We start from the raw sequence: 17343 nt of genomic DNA, 5'->3' as shown, positions 1-17343 counted from the left end.
CGGACGCAGAATTTCACGGACCGGACCGCTGCGGTAGCCACAGATTCTTCGAACCACACGGCAAAACGGGACGTATCAGCGGTAGTCGTCCTCGTCCTGTGCTACGACGCGGTGCTGCTCGGCCGCATCCGCCTCATTTGCGGTGGCCCGGTCGATGTCCGTCAGCGGATCGTCGCTCTTCTGCTGGAGGTCGGCGTGCTGCTCGACGGCATCCGCCTCGGGCGTCTCCTGGTCCGGTTCGTCCGGCTGAATGTCTTCAAAGGTCTCCGGGTCACTGGGGTCGACCGACATGGTGACTCCCTTCCTTAGCTTCGAGCGTAGGAGCTCCCCCTTCGCGGCGCTATGCGATCTGTGACGGCGAACACACGAATCACGGTGTGATCGTCTCGTAACATTGCCGCATGTCTTCGACCGAGCTGCCGGGAGCCCGCGCCGCTGCTGCCGCGGTGGCCCCCACGGTGAGCCCCGTCCGGGTCGCCGAGGGGGAGAAGCTGCGCTCCGTCGCGTTGCCCGGGCTGACGCTGAACATCCGTACCCGCCCGCCGGAGCGGTCCGGACTGCCGCCCGCACTCTATGTGCACGGGCTCGGCGGCTCCTCGCAGAACTGGTCGGCGCTGATGTCGTTGCTCCAGGACGTGGTGGACGGCGAGGCGGTCGACCTGCCCGGCTTCGGGGACTCCCCGCCGCCGGACGACGGAAACTACTCGGTCACCGGGCACGCCCGCGCGGTGATCCGGCTCCTCGACGCGGAGGAGCGCGGGCCCGTTCATCTCTTCGGCAATTCACTCGGTGGTGCAGTGGCCACCCGGGTCGCGGCCGTCCGTCCGGACCTGGTGCGCACGCTCACCCTGGTCTCGCCCGCACTGCCCGAGATCAGGGTGCAGTGGCCTGCCGTACCGACCGCACTGCTCGCCGTTCCGGGTGTCGCATCCCTGTTCTCCCGGCTCAGCAGGGACTGGACCGCTGAAGAACGCACCCGCGGAGTCATGGCACTCTGTTACGGCGATCCGGCACGTGTCTCCGAGGAGGGCTTCCGCGATGCGGTGGCCGAAATGGAGCGACGGCTGGAGCTGCCGTACTTCTGGGACGCGATGACGCGCTCGGCACGTGGCATTGTCGATGCCTACACGCTGGGCGGGCAGCACGGACTGTGGCGCCAGGCCGAGCGTGTGCTCGCTCCGACTCAGCTCGTGTACGGCGGACGGGACCAGCTCGTCTCGTACCGGATGGCACGCAGGGCGTCCGCGGCCTTCCGCGATTCGCGGCTGCTGACACTGCCCGATGCCGGGCATGTGGCGATGATGGAGTACCCGGAGGCGGTCGCCCAGGCGTTCCGGGAATTGCTCGACGAACGCGGCGGGAGCTGATCCGGGGCGTGGGACGACATAGCCGAAAAGGCCCTCCACTCAAGGGATCCGAGAGTGATGCCGCCGCGAAGACGGGCGGCGGTCGTGAGGGGCCGCGGCCGGAGTCCGGCAACGGACGGCGCAGGAGGGCGGCCGACACGCCGCCCGGCACGGACGGGCACATCCCGTTCCAAGGAGTCCCACAGGTGCGCGGCGGCCATCCCGAACTGCGTGAACCGGGTGGTGGCTGGGGAGCCGGAACGCGGCAGCGGTACGGCGACTGGCAAGTCCCGGCTCGGACCGATGCCGGTGGCCAGGGGCCACGCCCGGGGGCACCTCGGCCGGTCTCCCAGCAGCAGCCGATGGTTCAGCGGACGCCGGTGCCGCAGCGCCCTCAGCCGATGTCCCAGCAGCAGGCGGTCCGTGAGCGGTCGCTGATACCGGGGCCGCGACGGGAGTTCGTCGACGCCTTCGACGCGACACCCGCATCGCTCACGCCACCCGCACCGCGTTCCCCGTCCGCCCCACTGGCCCCGCCGGCCGATCCCTTCAGCTCGGTCGTCGAGTCGGACGAGCGGCCCCCCGGCGGGGACAGGGACGTGGCGCCGGGCACCGCTCCGGACACCAAGGACGGCAAAGGCAGCAAGGGCCGTACCTTCACCGGCATTGCGGCCGCCGCGGTGACCACCGTGCTCGCGGTCGTCGTCGCGGGGCAGGTCGCCCATGACGGCAGTGCGCGGGCCGGTGCCGCCGCGCCTACGGGCGTGGACCGGGACGGTGGCCACGACATCTCCTCCCGCTCGGACGACCGGCCGACGCCCGCATCGGTCGCGGTCAAGGCCCTTTCGTACGAGCAGAAGATGGCCAAGGGCTATCCGCTCGCCCCTGACCTCCAGGGCTCCGGGCATTTCGAGGTGGTCCCGGGCGGGGCGAAGGCTCCGGGCAGGGGACATGAGTACCGCTATCGGATCGATGTCGAAAAAGGTCTCGGTCTCGATGCCGGACTCTTTGCCGAAGCCGTCCAGAAAACCCTTAATGACGACCGGAGTTGGGCGCACGACGGCGTCATGACTTTTGAGCGGATCTCCTCGGGCGACCCCGACTTCGTGATCACTCTGGCCAGCCCGGGGACCACCGGCGACTGGTGCAAGAAGTCGGGCCTCGACACGACCGAGGACAATGTCTCGTGCGATTCCGCGGCGACCGAGCGCGTGATGATCAACGCCTATCGCTGGGCGCAGGGGTCGTCGACGTTCGGCCCCGGGAAGCTCTTCGCCTACCGCCAGATGCTGATCAACCATGAAGTCGGCCACCGGCTGGGGCACGACCATGTGACGTGCCGCACGCCGGGCGCACCGGCCCCGGTGATGCAGCAGCAGACCAAATCCCTGGACATCGATGGGATCAAGTGCCGCCCCAACCCCTGGGTATACCCGGTCGGTTGAGCCGGATCGGGGCGTCGGCCCGGTTTTGCCCGGCCACCCTTTGATCGCCCCCTGCTGAGACCCGCGCCCGGGCCGGGAGGGCGGCCGCCCGAAACGCTGTCCAGCATCTGAGACCGGCGTCTTGTTCCGCGTTGACATCGCCGATGTGGTCCCGCATATTTCTCGGCATGTCACGCAACCCTGTCACCTCCGAATGCGCCGCCATTGTGCTGGCGCTCATCGGCGTGACCGGGCACAGCGTCGCCGACATTCACTGTTGCTGACGCCTGCCTGAGCGCGCGTCGGCCCTTTCCCCGAGCCCTGGTCTCGGCCCGAACGGCCCTTCCCGACTGCCGCGCCCCGGCGTTCTCACGTCCGCAGGCGCGGCAGTTTCGGTACCCCGGTCCCCCTTTTCGCCTTCCGACCGGTTGTCCCCCACCCTCGCTGCAGCCTGCCCGGACCCACCATCCGCATTTCACCGCAAGCAGCACTCCGAGAGGTCATCTTCCGATGCGTCAACCGTCCGTCATATCGCGCCGCGTGGCAGCGGCCGTCGTGGTTCTCGTCGTGGGTTCGGGCGCCGCCGCGTGCGGGCCCCAGGACAGCAAGGGCAGCGAGAGCAGCTCCGGCGCAGCGGGCAAGCCCGCCAAGGGCGGCACCCTCACCGTCCTCAACAGAGCCGCGCAGGAGGACTTCGACCCCGCACGGCTCTACACCTCCGGCGGCGGCAACGTTCCGTCCCTGGTCTTCCGTACGCTGACCACCCGCAACCGGGAGGCCGGCGCGGCCGGCGCGAAGGTCGTCCCCGACCTGGCGACCGACCTGGGCACGCCCAGCAAGAACGCCACCGTCTGGACGTACACGCTCAAGGACGGCCTGAAGTACGAGGACGGCACCGCGATCACGAGCGCGGACATCAAGTACGGCATCGAGCGCTCCTTCGCTGCCGAACTCTCCGGCGGTGCGCCCTACCTGCGCGACTGGCTGATCGGCGGCGCCGACTACCGGGGTCCGTACAAGGACAAGAAGGGCCTCGCCTCGATCGAGACGCCCGACGCGAAGACGATCGTCTTCCACCTCAACAAGCCGGAGGGCGAGTTCCCCTACCTGGCGACGCAGACCCAGACGACCCCCGTACCGAAGGCCAAGGACACCGGCACGAAGTACGAGAACCACCCCATCTCCTCGGGTCCGTACAAGGTCGTCAAGAACGAGGGCGACGGCGAGCGCCTCGTCCTGGAGCGCAACAAGTTCTGGTCGGCCGCGACCGACGAGGAGCGCAAGGCGTACCCGGACCGGATCGACGTGCGCTCGGGGCTCGACTCGGCCGTCATCAACCAGCGGCTCTCCGCCTCCCGCGGCGCCGACGCCGCCGCAGTCACCACCGACACCAACCTCGGCCCGGCCGAGCTCGCCAAGGTCACCGGCGACAAGAAGCTCGCCGCCCGGGTCGGCACCGGCCACTTCGGCTACACCAACTACATCGCCTTCAACCCGAAGGTGAAGCCGTTCGACAACCCGAAGGTGCGCCAGGCGATCTCGTACGCCGTCGACCGCACCTCGGTCGTCAACGCGGCCGGTGGCTCCTCGCTCGCCGAGCCCGCCACCACCTTCCTGCCGGAGCAGGAGTCCTTCGGCTACAACGCGTACGACGCCTTCCCGGCCGGCAGGACGGGCAACGCGGCCAAGGCCAAGGAGCTGCTGAAGGAGGCCGGTTACGCCAAGGGCCTGACCATCACCCTCACGCACTCCAACGACAAGAACTTCGCCACCAGCCCGGAGATCGCCACCGCGATCCAGGAGGCGCTGAAGAATGCCGGGATCACGGTCAAGCTCCAGGGCCTGGAGTCCAACGCGTACTCGGACAAGATCTACAACGTGAAGAGCGAGCCCGGCTTCTTCCTCACCGGCTGGGGCGCCGACTGGCCCTCCGGCGGTCCGTTCCTCGCACCGATCTTCGACGGACGCCAGATCGTCAAGAACGGCTACAACTTCAACGCCTCCCAGCTCGACGACGCCTCCGTCAACAAGGAGATCGACGAGATCAACAAACTGACCGACCTGAGCGCGGCCGCGAAGCGCTGGGGCGCACTCGACAAGAAGATCGGTGAGCAGGCGGTGACCGTGCCGCTGTTCCACCCCGTCTACAAGCGCCTGTACGGCGAGTCCGTCAAGAACGTCGTCATCAGCGACTGGACCGGTGTACTCGACATCTCGCAGGTCGCGGTCAAGTAACCATGGCCGAAGCTCTGCTGGTCAAGGAGGCGGGGGCCGTGCAGGCCCCCGCCTCCGGGGCCTCCTCGTTCTGGCGGCGGCTGCGCGCACGGCGCTCCGCCGCCGTGGCGGCCGTGATCGTCGCCCTCCTGGTCCTGGTCGCGCTCGCCGCCCCGCTGCTGGCGGGCATCGAGGGCCAGGACCCCACCACCTACCACGCGAACCTCGTCGACTCCGCGACCGGCGGCGTACCGCTGGGCTCGTTCGGCGGGATCAGTGCCGACCACTGGCTCGGCGTCGAACCGCTCACCGGCCGCGATCTCTTCGCCCGCGTCGTGTACGGGGCCCGGGTCTCGCTCGGCGTCGCGCTGGCCGCGACCCTGCTCCAGGTGATCATCGGCGTGGTCGTCGGGCTCGCCGCCGGACTCGGCAGCCGCTTCGTCGACCAGGCGCTCAGCCGTGTCACCGACATCGTCGTCGCCCTGCCCGTCATGGTGATCGCGCTCGGCGCGCTCGCCGTCGTCCCCGCCGACTTCCCGCGTCCGGTGCTGATCGCCGCGATCGTCGGGCTGGTCGGCTGGTCCGGCATCTCCAAGATCGTGCGCGCCCAGACCCTCGCGCTGAAGTCGCTCGACCATGTGGCGGCCGCCCGGCTGAGCGGCTGGGGCGGCTGGCGGATCGCCCGGCGGGAGCTGCTGCCCGCGCTCGCCGCACCCGTCATCACCTACGCCGTGCTGCTCTTCCCCGGCAACATCGTCGTCGAGGCGGCGCTGTCCTTCCTCGGCGTCGGCATCAAACCGCCCACGCCGTCCTGGGGGCAGATGCTCAGCGACGCCGACACCTGGTACCAGGCGGCGCCCACCTATCTGCTGATCCCCGCCCTGCTGATCTTCATCACCGTGCTGGCGCTGACCGTCCTCGGTGAAGGTGTACGCAACGCACTCGACCCGCGCATCGCCTCCCGGTTGCGGATCGGCACCGGACGCAAGAAGGAGGCCGGAGCATGAGCCGGTTCCTGCTGCGGCGCATCGGCGGGGCGCTCCTCGTGCTCCTCGCCCTCAGCGTCGTCGTCTACGCCGCCTTCTACGTCGCCCCGGGCAACGTCGCACAGATCGCCTGCGGTCCGCGCTGCTCGCCCGCCCAGGTGGCACAGGTCAGCGACCAACTGCGGCTCGGCGACCCGCTGTACCTGCAGTACGCGCACTTCCTCCAGGGGATCTTCGCCGGCCGCGACTACTCGACCGGCACCGGAATCCTGCACTGCCAGGCACCCTGCCTCGGACGCTCCTACCAGAACGACGAGCAGGTCACCCAGATGATCCTGACCAAGCTCCCGGCCACCGCCTCGCTCGCCATCGGCGCCTTCGTGCTGTGGATCGTGCTCGGCGTCGGCACCGGGCTGCTCTCGGTGTGGCGGCGCGGCCGCGCGACCGAGCGGCTCCTCACCGGACTGACCCTGGCCGGCATGGCCACGCCCGTCTTCGTCGTCGGTCTGCTGCTGATCATCGTCTTCTGCTCGGCGCTGCAGCTGCTGCCGTTCCCCGACTACGTACCGCTCACCGAGAACCCGGAACAGTGGGCCTGGAATCTGCTGCTGCCCTGGGTCTCACTGGCCCTGGTCTCCGCCGCTCCGTACGCCCGGATGACCCGGGCGTCGATGCTGGAGACCCTCGCCGAGGACCATGTGCGCACCTTCCGGGCGTACGGGGTGAGCGAGCGGAAGCTCGTCGGGCGGCACGCGCTGCGCGGCGCGCTCGGTCCCGTGATCGCGCTCGGCGCACTGGACATCGGCTCGATGTTCGGCGGCGCCGTCCTCACCGAGTCGCTCTTCAACATCCCCGGTGTCGGACGCGAACTCGTCGACGCCGTGAAGAACGTCGACCTGCCGGTCGTCGTCGGCCTGGTGCTCGTCACCGGCTTCTTCGTCGTCCTTGCCAATGCCGTCGCGGACATCCTGCAGGCGATGGCCGACCGTCGGGTGGTGCTGGCATGAGTCTGGTCGAGGTCTCCGATCTGACCATCTCCTTCGACGGCGCGGATGGCGTACGGGCCGTGGACGGCCTTTCCTTCACGCTGGAGGAGGGCGCGGCGCTCGGCGTCGTCGGCGAGTCCGGCTCCGGCAAGAGCGCGTCGGCGTACGCCCTGCTCGGGCTCCACCGGGGGACAGGCGCCGCGGTCGGCGGCTCGATCCGGGTTGCCGGCGTGGACGTACAGGCGGCGGACGACGCGGAACTGCGGGCACTGCGCGGGGCGAAGGCCGCGATGGTCTTCCAGGACCCGCTGTCCTCGCTGGACCCGTACTACGCGGTCGGTGACCAGATCGCCGAGGTGTACCGGGTCCACACGCGCGCCTCCGGGCGGGCGGCGCGGGCGCGGGCCGTCGACGTGCTTGACCGGGTCGGGATCCCCGACGCGGTGCGGCGGTCACGGTCCCGGCCGCACGAGTTCTCCGGCGGGATGCGGCAGCGTGCGCTGATCGCGATGGCGCTGGCCTGCGAGCCGCAGCTGCTGATCGCCGACGAGCCGACGACCGCGCTGGACGTCACCGTCCAGGCCCAGATCCTGGACCTGTTGCACACCCTGCGCCGGGAGACCGGCATGGGGCTCCTGCTGGTCACCCACGATGTGGGCGTCGCGGCGGAGAGCGTCGACGAGGTGCTGGTCATGCAGTCGGGCCGGGAGGTGGAACGCGGGCCGGTCGCCGAGGTGCTCGGCGCGCCCCGGCAGCCGTACACGCGCGAACTGCTGGCCGCCGTACCGCGGGTGGACGTGAAGCGCCCGGAGCCGGAGCCGGTTCCGGCGGCTCGTGTCGCGGACGCGGGCGAGCCGAGGCTCGACGACGCCGTGTCCCTCGCTGCGCAGGCGGGCGAGCCGCTGCTCGAAGCCATCGATCTGCGACGCGAATTCGGACGGGGCCGCAGCCGGGTCACCGCCGTGGACGGCGTATCGCTCACCGTCCACCCCGGCGAGACACTCGGCATCGTCGGCGAGAGCGGCAGCGGCAAGACGACGCTCGGCCGGATGCTCGTACGCCTCCTCGACCCGACCGCGGGCCGGCTCCACTACCGGGGTACGGAGATCGGATCGCTGTCCGACAAGGCGCTGCGCCCGCACCGGCGCGAGCTCCAGATGGTCTTCCAGGACCCCGTCGCCTCGCTCAACCCGCGCCGCTCGATCGGTGAATCCGTCGCCGATCCGCTGCGCGCGGCAGGCGCACTCGACGACACCCGGATCCGGGCGCGCGTCCAGGAACTGCTGGAACGCGTCGGACTCGACCCCGACCGGTACGACCGCTACCCGCACGAGTTCAGCGGCGGCCAGCGCCAGCGCGTCGGCATCGCCCGCGCGCTCGCCGCCGACCCCAGGCTGATCGTCTGCGACGAACCGGTCTCCGCGCTCGACGTCACCACCCAGGCACAGGTCACCGCACTCCTGGCCGAGCTCCAGCGCGAACTCGGCCTCGGACTGGTCTTCATCGCCCATGACCTCGCGGTCGTGCGGCAGGTCAGCGACCGGGTCGCGGTGATGCGGCAGGGGCGAATCGTCGAGCAGGGCAGTGTCGACGAGGTGTACGGGGCGCCCCAGGATCCGTACACCAAGCAGCTGCTGGCCGCGGTGCCCGCCCTCGATCCGGCGCGCGCGGCAGTGCGCCGCGCAGCCCGCAAGGAGCTGGCCGCAGCCTGACCCTGCGTAACCGATCATCCTCATAGCGCGACGGAACGCTACCGGGGCAGGAAAGTTACGACGGTTCACCCCTTTCGGTGGCGCGATGGACAACCGTCCGTCGCGCCACCGGCGTATCCGCTTACGGTCGTCCCGCTGCGAGTCGCCATTTCAGCGGCGGCCGCCCACAAGGGAGATCGAGGGTGTACTCGTGCGGATCGGACTCCTCACCGACGGTGGTTATCCGTATGCGACCGGTGAGTCCAGACTCTGGTGCGACCGTCTGGTGCGCGGACTGACGCACGAGTTCGATCTCTACGCGCTCAGCCGCTCCGCCGAGCAGGAGGCGCAGGGCTGGGTACAGCTCCCGCCCCAGGTCAGCCGGGTGCGGACGGCGCCGCTGTGGATGGCCGACGAGGACATCCTGGGCGGCCACGTCCCCAAGGGGCTGCTCGCCCGGCTGATGACCGGCGGGGGCGGGCGGTCGTACGGACGTCGCGAACGGCGCCGCTTCACGGCGCACTTCACGGCGCTCGCGACATCCATCTGTACGGCGGACGTGACGCGCGACGACGGGGACGGCGTACGTCGGACGGGTGGCTCCGACACCGCCGACGCGCAGTTCACGGACGGGCTGTACGGACTCGCCGAACTGGCCCGCGAACACGGCGGACTTCCCGCGGCGCTCCGCTCCGAAACCGCCGTCCGCGTACTCCAAGCCGCCTGCCGCGCCCCCGGCACCGGCCGGACCGTCCAGACCGCGACCGTCCCTGACCTCCTCGCCTTCGCCGCGGAGCTGGACCGCGTCCTGCGTCCGCTCTCCCTCGACTGGTACGACGAGGAGAGCCTCGGCGCGGTCGACCTCTGCCACGCCACGTCCGGCGGAGCCGCCGCTCTGCCGGGGCTGCTGGCCAAACGCTTCTTCGGGGTGCCGCTGCTGGTCACCGAACACGGTGTGCAACTGCGGGCGCACTACCTCGCCGCGACCGGCACGCCGCTGAGCGCGCCGGTGCGCGCCCTGCTCGCCAACTTCCTCGGACGGCTCGCCACCGAGGTGTACCGGCAGGCCGCGCTCATCACCCCGGGCAATACGCACGCCCGCCGCTGGCAGGAGCGGTGCGGCGCCGACCGGGCCAAGCTGCGCACCGTCTACCCCGGCATGGAGGCGGCCCGCTTCGCCGCGCTCGGGGAGAGCGACGACGGCGGACCCGACACGCTGGTCTGGGTCGGCAGGATCGAACCCTCCAAGGACCTGATCGCGCTGCTGCACGCGTTCGCCGTGGTGCGGAAGGCCGAACCGGACGCGCGGCTGCGCATCATCGGCGCACCGGCACCGTGCGCGGAAGGCACCACGTACCTCGCCCAGTGCCGGGCGCTCGCCGCCCAGCTCTTCCCCGACGAGGCCGCCGACGCGCACGCCATCGGTGACAACCCGGTCTCCTTCGAGGACATCGGCGACGCCGAACTGCCCGACCTGGCGGAGGCGTATGCGGCGGGCGGGATCGTGGTCCTCTCCAGCGTCGTCGAAGGCTTCCCGATCAGTCTGGTCGAGGCGATGTTCTGCGGACGTGCCACGGTGTCGACGGACGTCGGCGCCGTCGTCGAAGTCATCGGCGGTACGGGGCTGGTGGTGCCGCCGCGCAACCCCCGGGCGCTCGCCGACGCGTGCATCACGCTGCTGCGCGACCCCGAGCGCCGTGCACGCCTCGGCGCGGCGGCCCGCGCCCGCGCGCTCGAACTCTTCACCGTCGAACAGAACCTCGCGGCATTTCGCGGTATTTACCTGGAGCTGATCTCGCACTCCCCGGTGCGCAGAGACACGCATGCGCTGAACGCGAACGGCGCCCCACGCCCGTTCGCGACACCGCCGGAGGCCCATGTGCTGGGCAGCTGGACGGCCCCCGTCCCACCCACGGCCGGGCACACCCCGAGCTGGACGGCCGAGGGCGTGTGCGCGGGCGCGCGGAGAACGGGGGACTGCGATGTGTGAGCAGGAGACGGACACGAGGGCGGGCCGGCCGGGTGCACCCGCCGGCCGGTCCCGCGGACTTGGCGAAGAACACGGAGGAACCCCCATGGGCGGCCGCCCGACCGAGGCGCCTGATGTCTCGGGCACACCGATGCCCGACGCGAGCTGGGACTCCCGCTCGGAGGCCCTGGTCTCCGAGACGCGGGTCGCGGAGATCTCCGCACCGGCTTGGGGCCTGCCCGCATTGCCGGGGCGGGCACCGGTGGTGCCGGGCTTCACCGGGAAGGGGCGCATGCCGGTGGTGCCGGGCCTCCCCGGGAAGGGACGGCCGGCGTCGGTCATGAGGCACTTCATGGGACGGGGCGGGAGCGCCGACCGGGGCGAAGGCCCGCATGCCCCGGAGGTGGACCCGGCCACCTCCCAGGCGCCGGACGCGGCCGGCGATACGGAACCGGACCGCCCTCCGACCGCGGAGCCGGATCCGGCCGCAGCCCCGCATGTGGCCCCGGCCCTGGATCAGACCCCGGCCCCCCACTCACCCCCGCCCACCGACCCCGCCCGTCCGCGGAAGGCGACCGTCGCCCCGGACCGCCTCCCCAGCGAAGAACCGGAGTCCGGGCCGGAAGCGGCCGAGGCCGAGACCGAAGTCAAGGCCACGGGCACGGCCGACGCCGCGCCCATCGCCCGCGCCCCCGAGATCGCGCACACCCCCGCCGTCTCCGCGCGCAAGCCCACCGTGGCCCGGCGTGGGCCCATCGACCCCGTGAAGACGCTCATGCACCGGCACCGCGAGCTCTGCGAACGCGCCGTCGATCCCCTGGAGATCGCCGCCGGGCTCGAAGCCCACGGGGTCACCGACCGCGCCGCCGCCCGCTACCGGCACCGCGACGTCTTCTCGCTCGCCGAGGAGCTCTACGCGAGGGTCCCCGCCGTCGCGGTCGAGCCCGGTCGCGCGACGGCGCCCGCGCCGATGCGTGACATCGAGACGCGCGCCGCCTGGTCGCTCCGCGCGCTGCTGCCCGGCGCCGCCTCTACCGCGACCGCTGTCGTCCTGAAACTCACCGACGGGGTGCTCGGCGGCGGAGCGCGGCTCACCGTGGCCCTTGTCGGGGCGCTGGTCGCGCTCCTCGGCCTCGGTCTGTGCCTGCGGAGCGGCCCCCTGCACGCCGCCGAAGGACGCTACTCGGCTGCCGCCCCGGTCTACGGGTACTGGCTTCTCGGGTACGTCCTCTACGGCGACGCCCTGCTCGACCAGGTCCTCAGCGGCGGCCCCGAAGGACCCTGGGCGATCACCCCCGCACCCCTCCTGGGGCTCGCGCTCGCCGTCGCCCCGGCCGCCTGGTGCGCGCACCTCTTCTCCGTACACGCACAGCGCAAACTCGCAGGCAGCCGCGCACTGGAGGAGTTCGCAGCAGCTGTGCGCCCCCTGCTCTTCGGGACCGTCGCGTTCTTCCTGTGCGTCCTCACCGGGCTGCTCTACCTCGCCGACCTGGGATACGGAGGTGGCGGCGCCCCGGTCGCGGCCGCCGCTCTCGGTGTCCTGCTCCTGCTGGCCCGGTTGCTGACCATCCATGGCTTCCCCGAGCCCGCCACCACCGGACTCGCCGCAGCCTGCGCCGTCGAAGCGGTCGCGCCCGCCCTGGTCCTGGCCGGGCGGCTGCCCGGCCTGCACTTCGTCGCCCGGCCCGTCGACACCGTCGTAGCGGCGGCCGGCACCGGAGCCGTACCTGCCATCGCCTGTGGCGCAGCCGCGCTCGGGCTGCTGATCCACGCCACCGTCGCTCTCTCCAGGGCCTCCGCCCACACCCGCGGGTAACCCCGCACGAACCCCGCGGAGCCGACGCCGCGGGTGCCTGTCCCGTAACGCTCGCAACCTCCCCAAGGAGACACCGGACATGACCCCCCAATCCCCCGCGCCGGCAGCCCGCCGTCGGCACGAAGGGGGCACACGATGAGGGTTCTGCTGCTCGGAGCCAATGGATTCCTCGGCCGGTTCGTGGCCGACCGGCTGCTCGCCGACCCCGCCGTGCACCTGACCGCGCTCGGCCGCGGCGACGACGCCGACGTACGGTTCGACCTGGCCGGTGGCAGTCCAGGAGCACTCACCCGCTTCCTGGACGCCGTCCACCCCGGGGTCGTCGTCAACTGCGCGGGCGCCACCCGCGGCGGCGCCCGCGATCTGACCCGGCACAACACCGTCGCCGTCGCCACCGTCTGCGAGGCGATGCGCCGCAGTCGCTGCAGCGCCCGTCTCGTCCAGGTCGGCTGCTCCTCGGAGTACGGGCCCTCGCAGCCCGGATCGTCGACCGCGGAGGACGCCGTGCCGCGCCCCGGCGGCCCGTACGGCGTCTCCAAGCTCGCCGCCACCGAACTCGTCCTGGGCTCCGGCCTCGACGCGGTCGTGCTGCGGGTCTTCTCGCCGGTCGGCCCCGGCACCCCGGCCGGCTCACCGCTGGGCCGGCTCGCCGAGGCGATGCGCCGTGCCATGCAGTCGGGCGACGGCGAGCTGAAACTCAGTGGCCTCGGAGTGCAGCGCGACTTCGTCGACGTACGTGATGTCGCCCGCGCCGTGCACGCCGCCTCGCTCTCCGCCGCGCAGGGCGTCGTCAACATCGGTACCGGCCGGGCCGTACGGCTGCGCGACGCGGCCGCCGTGCTCGCCAAGGTCGCGGGATACCCGGGTGCCCTGCACGAGCTCGACACACCCCCCGCCCGGCTCCCCATCGGCGCCCCCCGCACCCCCGCCGAGTCCGTCATCGAACACCTCTCGGCGACCCCGTCCCCGTACCCGGACGGCTGCGGGGCCTGGCAGCAGGCGGACGTCCGCACCGCCCGCGACCGGCTCGGCTGGCGCCCCCGGATCAATCTGGAGGAGTCCCTCGCCGACATCTGGATGGAGGCGGCATGCCGCATCTGACCAGCGCCGGTACCGCCCGCCGGACCAGCGGCACCGAGCAGCTCGGCTTCGGCGTCCCGGGGTACGCGCACCCGCTGCTCGCGCCCACCGAATGGGCCGAGCTGACCCGCTCCGGCACCCCGCTGCATTGGGCGGTCCTCAACATCGACAGCGGCCCCGGCGCCCGGCCCGACCCGCACTGTCTGGAGGCCGCGGGCTGGCTCCGCAAAGCCCGCGAACGGGCCGTGCATGACAGGGCTGAGCAGGACGCCGTCCGGGCGGGCGGCGGCCTGTTGCTGGGCCATCTCGATCTGACCTTCGGCAACCGGCCGTTCGGCGAGCTGATCGCCGACGCGCAGTCCTTCCTCGACTGGTACCGCGTCGACGGCTTCTACCTCGACCGGTGTCCGGCCGAGCGCGCCGACCTTCCGGCGGTCCGCCGGATCACCAGCACACTCGCCGCGCTCCTGGAGGAGCGCGAGGACAGCAAGGACGGAGGGGACGAAGAGGCCGGGGGCGGTCTGCTGGTGCTGGGGCACGGGACCCACCCGTATCCCGGCTATGCCGAGACGGCCGACCAGCTGGTCACCTTCTCCGGGGCGTGGACCGACTACCGCTGGTCGCAGGTGGCGGAGTGGACCGCGGACTACCCACCGGAATGCTTTGCGCACTTTGTGCACGGCGTCCCGCGCACCCACCTCGACGAGGCCATGCGGATCGCCCGCTGGCAGGGGGCGGGGACGATCTTCTTCACCGATCGCACGATCCGCACCGACCATGGTGGACAAACCGACCCATTCGCGGCGCTGCCCGGGTACTGGGACGAAATCGTCTCGCGGATCGGACCTGGTATCTCGGAATGAGGAGGGGCGTGGCAGTGTTGCGGGTGAACAACCGTACGTAGATGAAGTACGTAGAAACCGACCACCTGCATTGTTGAGGTTCCTGTGTCGCTGCCACCCCTGGTCGAGCCAGCTGCTGAGCTCACCGTCGACGAGGTCCGCAGGTACTCCCGCCACCTGATCATCCCGGATGTCGGGATGGACGGGCAGAAGCGGCTGAAGAACGCGAAGGTGCTCTGTGTCGGCGCCGGCGGTCTCGGCTCGCCGGCCCTGATGTACCTGGCTGCGGCCGGTGTCGGCACGCTCGGCATCGTGGAGTTCGACGAGGTCGACGAGTCGAACCTGCAGCGCCAGATCATCCACAGCCAGGCCGACATCGGCCGCTCCAAGGCCCAGTCCGCCAAGGACTCGGTCCTGGGCATCAACCCGTATGTGAACGTTGTCCTTCACGAAGAGCGGCTCGAAGCCGAGAACGTGATGGAGATCTTCGCCCAGTACGACCTGATTGTGGACGGCACGGACAACTTCGCCACCCGCTATCTCGTCAACGACGCCGCGGTGCTGCTGAACAAGCCGTACGTGTGGGGTTCGATCTATCGCTTCGACGGCCAGGCGTCCGTCTTCTGGTCGGAGCACGGCCCTTGCTACCGCTGCCTCTACCCGGAGCCGCCGCCCCCCGGCATGGTCCCGTCCTGCGCCGAGGGCGGCGTGCTGGGTGTGCTCTGCGCATCCATCGGCTCCATCCAGGTCAACGAGGCGATCAAGCTGCTCGCCGGTATCGGTGACCCGCTGGTCGGCCGTCTGATGATCTACGACGCCCTGGAGATGCAGTACCGCCAGGTCAAGGTCCGCAAGGACCCCGACTGCGCGGTCTGCGGCGAGAACCCGACCGTCACCGAGCTCATCGACTACGAGGCCTTCTGCGGCGTCGTGTCCGAGGAGGCCCAGGAGGCGGCGCTCGGCTCCACGATCACTCCGAAGCAGCTCAAGGAGTGGATCGACGCCGACGAGAAGATCGAGATCATCGACGTCCGCGAGCCGAACGAGTACGAGATCGTCTCGATCCCCGGCGCGAAGCTGATCCCGAAGAACGAGTTCCTGATGGGCAACGCCCTGCAGGACCTTCCGCAGGACAAGCGCATCGTCCTGCACTGCAAGACCGGTGTCCGCAGTGCCGAGGTCCTCGCGGTCCTCAAGTCGGCGGGCTTCGCCGACGCGGTGCATGTCGGCGGCGGCGTGATCGGCTGGGTCAACCAGATCGAGCCCGAGAAGCCGGTGTACTGAGCCGCTGTACCGAGCCTCCGTATGGGGGGCTGAACGCTTCGAAGGGGCCGGTCCGCACTGCGCGGGCCGGCCCCTTCGTCGTATCCGTCGACCCGTTCTACGAGCAGGTCCTGCCGTTCGCCGGAACCTTCCCGTCCAGGAAGTACGCGTCCACGGTCGACGTCACACACGGGCTCTCGCCGTATGCGCCGTGACCCTCGCCCTTGTTGGTGAGCATGACGCCGACCCCCTTGCCCAGCTCGTCCGCCATCTTCTGTGCACCCTCGTAGGGCGTCGCCGGGTCACCGGTCGTCCCGACGACCAGGATCGGACCGGCGCCCGGAGCACTCGCCTCCGGAGTGTCGTGCTCACCCTTCACCGGCCAGTCGGCACACCAGCCGGCCGTGTCCCACGCCAGGAACGGGCCGAAGACCGGGGACAGCTTCCGGAACTCGGGCAGCAGCGCCTTCGCGTCGCCCGCCGTCGGCCGGAGCTTGCTGTCCGCGCAGGAGATGGCGCGCTGCGAGTGGCTCTGGGTGTCGTAGTGCCCGTTCTCGTCACGGCCGTTGTAGGAGTCGGCGAGCTGGAGGAGGAGATTGCCGGTGCCCTGGTTCTCGGCCTCGTCCAGCGCCTGCGTCAGAACGGGCCAATTGCTCTTGGAGTAGAGCGGCGTCACGACGCCGGTGATCGCCAGCGTCTCGTTGAGCTTGCGGCCCGAGCCGGTCGGCAGCGGCTTCCCGTCGATCCGCTCCAGCAGCCGGGCGATGCGCCGGGTGCCCGCCTTCGGGTCCTGGCCACGGTCCTTGAGGTAGTTCTCCAGCGCCCGCTGGAAGCCGGTCGCCTGGTTGCGGGCGTGCCCGATCGTGTCGGCGGTCGGGTCGACGACCGCGTCGAGGACCGTGCGTCCCACATTCTTCGGGTAGAGATGCGCGTACGTACCGCCGAGCTCCGTACCGTACGAGATGCCGAAATACGTGAGCTTCTTGTCGCCGAGCACCTCGCGGATCAGATCCATGTCCCGCGCGGCGTTCGTCGTACCGACGTAAGGGAGGACCTTGCCCGAGCTGCGCTCGCAGCCGGCACCGAAGTCCGCGCCGTCCTTCATGAACGCCGCCTCCTCCGCCGCCGTGTCCGGAGTCAGGTCGATCTTCCGGTTGGCGTCCTCCTGCCCCTGGTCGGTGCGGCACTTCACCCCGGAGCTGCCCGCGACTCCGCGCGGGTCGAAACTCACCAGGTCGTAGCGGGTGTTGAGCTTCCCGTACGATCCGGCGGCGCGTGGCAGTATCGAGACGCCCGAGCCACCGGGGCCGCCGAAGTTGAACAGCATCGAGCCGAGCCGACGGCCCTTGTCCCGGGCCTCCTTGCGGATCAGTGCGATCCCGATCGTGTCGCCGGTCGGCTCGGCGTAGTTCAACGGCACCTTGACCGTCGCGCATCTCCAGCCGGAGGCCGGTGCGCTCTCGCCCCCGACTGCCTTGCAGCGGTTCCATTCCGGCCGCTGGGAGGTGAGGGCCGCGGGCAGGACGGGCAGCGCGTCCGGCTTCCCGTCCGATCCGCCGGACGCCCCGGTGGACGAGGGCGCGGCGCTGCGGCCCGCCTTGCCGTCCGCCTTCGCGTCCGAGCCCCCGTCGCAGCCGGCGAGCACCCCCGTCAGCAGCAGTGCGGCAGCGGCCAGCGCTCCGGCGCGAGCATGGTGAACCACCTGTACGTCCCTCCCCGCTGTGCC

14 protein-coding genes are annotated in these 17343 nt (G+C 70.9%); 12 read left to right on the top strand and 2 right to left on the bottom strand.

The genetic code is table 11. The features are described 5' to 3' along the window. Positions 1-75: 75 nt before the first annotated feature. Positions 76-291, bottom strand: a complete 216-nt coding sequence (locus ACWCP8_RS00755) for a hypothetical protein (RefSeq protein ID WP_352266343.1) — start codon at positions 289-291, stop codon at positions 76-78. A gap of 110 nt (positions 292-401) precedes the next feature. Between ACWCP8_RS00755 and ACWCP8_RS00750 the strand changes: the two genes are divergently transcribed. The 12 genes from ACWCP8_RS00750 (at position 402) to moeZ (ending at position 15638) form a co-directional block, all read left to right on the top strand. Continuing rightward, positions 402-1367, top strand: coding sequence for an alpha/beta fold hydrolase (locus ACWCP8_RS00750; protein ID WP_352266344.1), 966 nt, complete (start codon positions 402-404; stop codon positions 1365-1367). An 8-nt stretch (positions 1368-1375) separates the two neighbouring features. Then, positions 1376-2791, top strand: coding sequence for a DUF3152 domain-containing protein (locus ACWCP8_RS00745; RefSeq protein WP_451113837.1), 1416 nt, complete (start codon positions 1376-1378; stop codon positions 2789-2791). A gap of 167 nt (positions 2792-2958) precedes the next feature. After that, positions 2959-3054 (top strand): Ms4533A family Cys-rich leader peptide, encoded by a 96-nt coding sequence (locus ACWCP8_RS00740; RefSeq protein ID WP_352266346.1) that lies wholly within the window; start codon positions 2959-2961, stop codon positions 3052-3054. Between the two features lie 226 nt (positions 3055-3280). Next, positions 3281-5005, top strand: a complete 1725-nt coding sequence (locus ACWCP8_RS00735; protein WP_352266347.1) for an ABC transporter substrate-binding protein — start codon at positions 3281-3283, stop codon at positions 5003-5005. Between the two features lie 2 nt (positions 5006-5007). Continuing rightward, complete coding sequence (locus ACWCP8_RS00730; protein WP_451113836.1) at positions 5008-5991, top strand: ABC transporter permease; 984 nt, start codon at positions 5008-5010, stop codon at positions 5989-5991. Then, positions 5988-6977, top strand: coding sequence for an ABC transporter permease (locus ACWCP8_RS00725; RefSeq protein WP_352266349.1), 990 nt, complete (start codon positions 5988-5990; stop codon positions 6975-6977). Before ACWCP8_RS00730 ends, ACWCP8_RS00725 begins: the two co-directional genes overlap by 4 nt. Continuing rightward, entirely contained in the window at positions 6974-8668 is a 1695-nt protein-coding gene (locus ACWCP8_RS00720; RefSeq protein ID WP_352266350.1) for an ABC transporter ATP-binding protein, read from the top strand. The genes ACWCP8_RS00725 and ACWCP8_RS00720 overlap by 4 nt, the downstream gene beginning before the upstream one ends. A 190-nt stretch (positions 8669-8858) precedes the next feature. Then, on the top strand, positions 8859-10637 hold the full coding sequence (locus tag ACWCP8_RS00715; RefSeq protein WP_352266351.1) for a glycosyltransferase: 1779 nt from the start codon (positions 8859-8861) through the stop codon (positions 10635-10637). 319 nt (positions 10638-10956) lie between these two features. Continuing rightward, positions 10957-12432 carry a hypothetical protein gene (locus ACWCP8_RS00710; protein WP_451114119.1) on the top strand — a complete coding sequence of 492 codons (1476 nt, stop codon included), beginning with the start codon at positions 10957-10959 and terminating at the stop codon, positions 12430-12432. A 135-nt stretch (positions 12433-12567) separates the two neighbouring features. Continuing rightward, the gene (locus ACWCP8_RS00705; protein ID WP_352266352.1) at positions 12568-13533 is read left to right on the top strand and encodes an NAD-dependent epimerase/dehydratase family protein; all 966 of its coding nucleotides are present in this window, start codon (positions 12568-12570) and stop codon (positions 13531-13533) included. Continuing rightward, complete coding sequence (locus ACWCP8_RS00700) at positions 13521-14375, top strand: spherulation-specific family 4 protein (RefSeq protein WP_451113835.1); 855 nt, start codon at positions 13521-13523, stop codon at positions 14373-14375. The genes ACWCP8_RS00705 and ACWCP8_RS00700 overlap by 13 nt, the downstream gene beginning before the upstream one ends. 84 nt (positions 14376-14459) lie before the next feature. After that, positions 14460-15638, top strand: coding sequence for an adenylyltransferase/sulfurtransferase MoeZ (gene moeZ / locus ACWCP8_RS00695; RefSeq protein WP_093772733.1), 1179 nt, complete (start codon positions 14460-14462; stop codon positions 15636-15638). Between the two features lie 97 nt (positions 15639-15735). Here the strand turns inward: moeZ and ACWCP8_RS00690 are convergent, their stop codons facing one another. Beyond that, on the bottom strand, positions 15736-17319 hold the full coding sequence (locus ACWCP8_RS00690) for an alpha/beta hydrolase (RefSeq protein ID WP_451113834.1): 1584 nt from the start codon (positions 17317-17319) through the stop codon (positions 15736-15738). Between the last annotated feature and the right edge of the window lie 24 nt (positions 17320-17343).

The sequence above is a fragment of the Streptomyces sp. NPDC002206 genome (genome assembly GCF_053593595.1).
Note: the sequence above shows the minus strand (reverse complement) of the source record. Positions and strands in the feature narration are given on the sequence as shown.

Excerpts from the sequence above, each read along its gene's own strand:
- ACWCP8_RS00755 (WP_352266343.1), bottom strand. The coding sequence starts at position 291 with ATGTCGGTCGACCCCAGTGACCCGGAGACCTTTGAAGACATTCAGCCG.
- ACWCP8_RS00730 (WP_451113836.1), top strand. The coding sequence starts at position 5,008 with ATGGCCGAAGCTCTGCTGGTCAAGGAGGCGGGGGCCGTGCAGGCCCCC.
- ACWCP8_RS00720 (WP_352266350.1), top strand. The coding sequence starts at position 6,974 with ATGAGTCTGGTCGAGGTCTCCGATCTGACCATCTCCTTCGACGGCGCG.
- ACWCP8_RS00725 (WP_352266349.1), top strand. The coding sequence starts at position 5,988 with ATGAGCCGGTTCCTGCTGCGGCGCATCGGCGGGGCGCTCCTCGTGCTC.
- ACWCP8_RS00735 (WP_352266347.1), top strand. The coding sequence starts at position 3,281 with ATGCGTCAACCGTCCGTCATATCGCGCCGCGTGGCAGCGGCCGTCGTG.
- ACWCP8_RS00750 (WP_352266344.1), top strand. The coding sequence starts at position 402 with ATGTCTTCGACCGAGCTGCCGGGAGCCCGCGCCGCTGCTGCCGCGGTG.
- ACWCP8_RS00710 (WP_451114119.1), top strand. The coding sequence starts at position 10,957 with ATGAGGCACTTCATGGGACGGGGCGGGAGCGCCGACCGGGGCGAAGGC.
- ACWCP8_RS00700 (WP_451113835.1), top strand. The coding sequence starts at position 13,521 with ATGCCGCATCTGACCAGCGCCGGTACCGCCCGCCGGACCAGCGGCACC.
- ACWCP8_RS00740 (WP_352266346.1), top strand. The coding sequence starts at position 2,959 with ATGTCACGCAACCCTGTCACCTCCGAATGCGCCGCCATTGTGCTGGCG.
- ACWCP8_RS00705 (WP_352266352.1), top strand. The coding sequence starts at position 12,568 with ATGAGGGTTCTGCTGCTCGGAGCCAATGGATTCCTCGGCCGGTTCGTG.